The organism is Atopobacter phocae ATCC BAA-285 (assembly GCF_000526675.1).
In the GTDB taxonomy this organism is placed as follows: domain Bacteria; phylum Bacillota; class Bacilli; order Lactobacillales; family Aerococcaceae; genus Atopobacter; species Atopobacter phocae.
In genome coordinates this window covers 1-5,669 of record NZ_JAGN01000059.1, presented here as the reverse complement: position 1 = coordinate 5,669, position 5,669 = coordinate 1, and the positions used below count along the sequence as shown (strand labels likewise).

At 33.0% G+C, this 5,669-nt stretch carries 2 protein-coding genes and 4 pseudogenes; all 6 read left to right on the top strand.

The features are described 5' to 3' along the window. The first annotated feature begins 14 nt into the window (after nt 1-14). Nucleotides 15-650: pseudogene (locus L866_RS09145) on the top strand (transposase). A 273-nt stretch (nt 651-923) separates the two neighbouring features. Further along, a pseudogene (gene pezA, locus L866_RS09375) lies at nt 924-1,405 on the top strand (type II toxin-antitoxin system antitoxin PezA). Continuing rightward, nucleotides 1,405-2,136, top strand: a pseudogene (locus L866_RS08825) (zeta toxin family protein). The pseudogenes pezA and L866_RS08825 overlap by 1 nt, the downstream one beginning before the upstream one ends. Nucleotides 2,137-2,217: 81 nt before the next feature. Continuing rightward, a complete protein-coding gene (locus L866_RS0107815) occupies nt 2,218-3,504 on the top strand; it encodes an SIR2 family protein (protein WP_025730784.1) in 1,287 nt (428 codons plus the stop codon). Further along, complete coding sequence (locus L866_RS0107810) at nt 3,497-5,182, top strand: ATP-binding protein (protein ID WP_025730782.1); 1,686 nt, start codon at nt 3,497-3,499, stop codon at nt 5,180-5,182. Before L866_RS0107815 ends, L866_RS0107810 begins: the two co-directional genes overlap by 8 nt. Before the next feature lie 263 nt (nt 5,183-5,445). Continuing rightward, nucleotides 5,446-5,571 (top strand): annotated as a pseudogene (locus L866_RS09880) (SAG1252 family conjugative relaxosome accessory protein); the annotation flags it as partial. Nucleotides 5,572-5,669: the final 98 nt, after the last annotated feature.

The following is a 5,669-nucleotide window of genomic DNA, read 5'->3' as shown; positions in this document are numbered from 1 at the left end:
CGATTACCATTGATATGTACCGTCCTTACATCGATTTAATTAAAAAGACTTTTCCAAAAGCTCAGATTATTATCGACAAATTTCATTTGATTCAAGCTTTAAATCGTGAATTAAATCGTACACGATTTCGTGTAATGAATACCTTCTGAACAAAAAACAAATGCCTTTATAACAAGCATAAACGCTACTGGCGCCTTCTATTGATGCCAAGGAATCAGCTTCGTTATGAAACATACCAACCCTACCGACTATTCGACTGGCTGACACACACGAGTGGTATTGTTGATTACCTCTTGGAATCTAGCAATGAATTAAAAATGACTGATGAGATGATTCACCAGCTAAGAGAATCGCTTGAAGACCTTCGATTCGGCCGATTTGAACATGGGGTCAATTATGGTCTAACATTGGCCCTACCCAAATCATTAAAGACCGTTTTAAGAACATTTAAACACTATCACACGTATATTCAAAACACCTTTACTTATCCTCAATTAACTAATGGGTCGATTGAAGGATTAAACAACAAAATTAAGGGACTTAAGCAAAATGCTTATGGCTACCGTAATTATTCACACTTTAAAAATAGAATTTTATTAATGATGCGTTTATATGCGCCAAATCGCTCGTCCAAAATTGCTGCTTCTTAACACTGATTTTGAATACAATCGATCCAATCATTTGCTTATTTTATCTTTTGATCTAAAAAAAGAGGCGAAGTAACCATACGGTTACCTCACCTCGTCATCAACCCTATTTGACAAAGAGCCACTGAAGCTAAGAATAAATTGATGACTGAGTAACTCGAAAAACGGATAGAGCAGTTTAAGGAGGTTAAGAGACCAAAAACGGATAACGCACCAATTTTAGTGCGTTATCCGTTTTGTGCTATAATGAAAGTAACTAATAGGAGGTCACTAGCTATGATTGGAGAAAATATTAAATCCTTACGAAAAATGCATGATTTGACACAACCAGAGTTTGCTAAGATAGTGGGGATTTCACGTAATAGCCTTAGCCGTTATGAAAATGGGACAAATTCTGTTTCGATAGAACTCATTGATCGAATTTGTCAGAAATTCAACGTGTCTTATGTCGATATTGTAGGAGAAGAGAAGAGAAGATGTTAACACCTGCAGAAGATTATCAATTGACGCTGAAAATAGAAGTCATCAAAGAGCGTGGCGCAGCGATTTTATCCCAACTTTATCGCTATCAAGATAGTCAAGGAGTCGCTTTTGACGATGAGACCAATCCTTGGATTTTGATGAGTGATGATTTGTCAAGCCTTATCAATACTAAGATTTACCTTGTCGATACTTTTGATGAAGTGGAGCGCTATAATGGTTATTTGGATGGTATTGAGCGCATGTTGGAGCTTGCTCGTCATCAGGTGGAGGTTTAATGAGGTTAGAAGAATTTAGTCAAGATGACTTTGACTTAGCCTTAAAACGGACCGTTCGTTCTTTAACTCGTGGTAAAGAGACATTAGTTAACTCAAAGGCAATTTTACTTGGCGGGCAAAGCGGAGCAGGAAAAACAACGATACACCGTATTAAGCAGAAAGAGTTCCAAGGTAATATCATCATTATTGACGGTGACAGCTACCGCTCTTTACAGCCGAATTATCTGGCTTTGCAAGAAGTATACGGAAAAGATAGCGTGGATTATACCAAAGGTTTTCCAGTAAAAATGATGGAACATCTTTTAGATGAGCTAAATAAACAAGGTTATCATTTGTTAATCGAAGGAACTTTGAGAACGATAGAAGTTCCACGAAAAACAGCTCGGCTATTGACATCAAGAGGCTACCAAGTATCATTGGCATTGATTGCGACAAAACCAGAGTTGTCTTATTTAAGCACGCTTATCCGCTATGAGGAGCTTTTTGACTTAGAATCAATTCAAGCTAGAGCAACGTCTAAAGAGCATCATGATGACATTGTGGAGCATTAAGTTGATAACTTACGTGAGTTAGAAACTGATAAACTCTTTGACCAGATTCAAATATATCAGTGAGATAGAACATGTGTCTATGATTCTGAAATTGGTGATAGTTCAGCTGTAGATGTTCTACAAAAATACCTCTTCGGAAAATGGAGCAAGGCGGAGGAAAAGATGATAGAGGTAGGGTAGGAACGGTTAAGAAGATGCAAGAATTGAAGTAGAAGTATAACATTACTTAAGTGGTTACTAGTTTAATTGGAGGTCACATTAATGTCAATTTATCACTTTTATCAAGGAAAAGATGAAAACGAAGGATTAGATTTAGAGCAACAAAAACAAAATATTTCTAGTTTTATCAAAGCACAATTTTCCGCTGAAAATTTGGTGTTTTTTATTGGTTCAGGTTGTTCTGTACCGGCAATCCCGCTTATGTCACAGACAATGAAAACTATAATTGGAAAATATGATGATATATTATGTGTAATAAAAATTTTTTTGGATACGAAGAACGTCAACTTATTAATAAATAGTATTGATGATAAAGAGATTCTTAAGGAAGTGATTGTACAATTATGTGAAAGCCATAGTTTGGAAACAATTGCAGATTTATATAATCATATTATTCAGAATCAGCTGTTGGATAAGGAAAAATTGTTAGAGATTTATGAAAATTTTTGTAGTTCTTTCTCCGATATAGAATCTCTTTTAAACTGGATACAGAATGGCTTAAACTTTAGTCCTAATAACGAACAATTACTAAATGCTTTTCAAATTTTAAAAGATGAATTTATAGCTTCTATTCCTATATTAGCTTCGGACTCATATAAGGGAGATGTTTTTCAAACTTACGCTGATTTCTATAAAATTGTTTTTTCAAATCGTACTGAAGGAAGTTCAAAAATTTCGGTTTTCACAACGAATTATGACCTTTTTAATGAATACAGTTTGGAAGCCAACAATATAGTCTATACAACAGGTTTCCCCTCTACTTTAGCTAAGAGATTTGATATAAATCAATTTAAATTTAGGCTAGTAGATGATACTAACAGATACAAAGACAAATGGCAACCGGTCTTTAAAGAAGCGAATTTATATAAGATTCACGGATCGATAAACTGGATTAGTGGGGAAGATGGATTTTTATATCAGTCAAATTCTAAAGTAACGGATGATGATGTCGTGGTTATTTATCCTACTATGTTGAAACACAAAGAGACAGCCCAAGCTCCTTATTCTGAATTATTTAGAGAATTCTCGAACTGTTTGCAAAAGAAAAATACAACTTTGATTGTTATGGGATATGGTTTTTCAGACGAACATATTAATACAATTATTTCACAAAATTTAAAGAATCAAGATTTTAATCTGATAATTTTTGGGAATAAAAATGAAAGTAAGTTAAACGATTTTTATGAAGAATTTAAAAATAGAGATTTACATCTAATTGGTGGTCAATTTGATAATAAAAATGCTCACCACTTCAATGTGATATCGGAAGACTTCTTGAATTATCAGAAACAAGTTTTGAGTGATGTAGAGGAGGACAATAATGAATAGTATTGGTAAGGTCGTCAGTGTTTCTTATAATAGATTGATTTTTGAAGTTAGTGATTTTGAAAAATTAAATTATAATTTCAAAGGGCAAATTTATCTTGCTAAAGGAGTTATTGATTATGTAACAATAAAAAATCGTTTTGATGAAAGATTTATTTATCAGGTTGTAAAAGTTTCTGATAAAGAGCTTCCATTATCGACTGATGAATCCGCAAAGTTTAGTTATTCAGGAAACTTCGAATGTGTTCCGATAGGTATGATAAAGAATGATTTTGTTGATTTTAATTTAAAGAAGTATCCATTTTTGCAAGATAAAGTTTATTTAACAACTCTTGAAGAATTCAACATTATTTTCAATGAAAATAAACTCAAACACAGTCTTTCGCTTGGCATGATTGAAGAAAGATATGTTGCTAAAATTGATCCTAATAAACTGTTGACACATCATGGTGCTATATTAGGTAACACAGGTTCAGGAAAGTCTACTACTGTACGTAAAATTATTTCAGAAATAAATAAGATAGATTCAGATAATTTAAGATTACATATTTTTGATGTCCATGATGAATATGGTCGATTATCAGATATGGAAGTTATTAATGTCTTGAAAGATTATGGTATAAATATATTAAACTTGGGACATCAGGATTGGTTGAACTTGGTTAAACCTTCAGAATTAGTTCAACTACCTATTATTGAGATGGCTTTAAAAATTGCTAATTGTTTGTTGACAGAAGCTATAGATGAATCTTGGTTGAAATGTTTCATTGCTTATAATCTTTATACTAATCAGCAAACTGATGCAGTGACGAAAAGGACTAAAATTATTGGCATTTTAAATGGTACTGGTATAGACACTTCTAAGTATAGTCCTCAGTTTGGAAATTTTTCTCCAGTATATGAAAAAAAGTTTCTAGATGATTTACTAAAAGCTACAAATGGAGAAGTTGAGTATAGCTATTTAAGCTTCAAAATTGAAAAAGCTAACTATCAAGTGGATAGCTTTGAAAATTTACTTATCGCTTTAAATTATGTATTTCTTCTCGAAGAAAGTAAAGGCAATAGCCAAGCACGTGCATATTCAGGTACTCTTGAAACTCGAATAAAAAATATACAGACACGATATTCTAAAGTTTTTGAAAATGAGGAAAAGTGTGTTAATTCGAAAGCTGTTGTATATGCGGTATCTGAAATGGATGATGATTTACTTTTATTCTTTACAACCTACGTTTTAAAGAAAGAATTTTCTAAGAATAAAAGTTTAGCTCTACAGCAAAGAGTGGTAAATGTATTTATTTTGGAGGAAGCACACCGTTATATATCGAAAATAAAAGAGAACAGCCAATTTCATGAAGTAGAAGTATTTAAGAAGATTGCACGAGAAGGGAGAAAGTTTGGGTGTTTCTTATTGCTGTCTAGTCAGAGACCTAGTGAACTTTCATCAACAGTTTTATCACAATGTAACAACTATATTATTCATCGAATTAAAAATAATGTTGATTTAGAATATCTTCTACAAACAATCCCATATATAAATAAAAACCAGTTATCTAGATTTTCTTATTTACCAACTGGAACGGCTTTTCTTGTGGGAGAGCTATTCCCGATACCAGTTGAAGTAGAAGTTTTTGAAGAATCCCTTTCAAATGTGACTACTACCCCTCAAGTAATTTTTAAATGAGAAAATGTGTTTTTTCGAGAGAGGCCTGACTCTCTCTTTTTTTTTTACCCTCAATTTTAATAATGTGATAACTTTTCTAAATCATCTTTGTTATCCTTATATCATTCCTAAGAAAATCAAGTCTTGATTTTTTACTGGGGGATTTGGGGTATTGTGACCACAATACCTGAACTCGCAAAGACCGAACAAGGGCTTTAGGAAATTTCCCGTATAACAGACGGGGTCGGGTCTTACCCGAGAAAGGATGAAAGTGAGGGAAAAAGATGTTTGAACAGTACCGTGACATTCGAAAAGAGGTAAATTTAACCGTAGATGAACTAAAACAGATTGATAATATGATGGAGGTTGATAAGTATCGTCACTTTTCATCATTTGTGAGATACAAAATTTGATAAAGTCCATATAATTGTGTAAAAGATAAAAGGTCATATAAAGCTCCTTTTACGGTACAATGTTTTTACCACAAAACATACCTAGGAGGACTTTA

What these genes read in the sequence shown, in the direction of transcription:
- L866_RS0107815 (WP_025730784.1), top strand. Translation starts at nt 2,218, where the DNA reads ATGTCAATTTATCACTTTTATCAAGGAAAAGATGAAAACGAAGGATTA.
- L866_RS0107810 (WP_025730782.1), top strand. Translation starts at nt 3,497, where the DNA reads ATGAATAGTATTGGTAAGGTCGTCAGTGTTTCTTATAATAGATTGATT.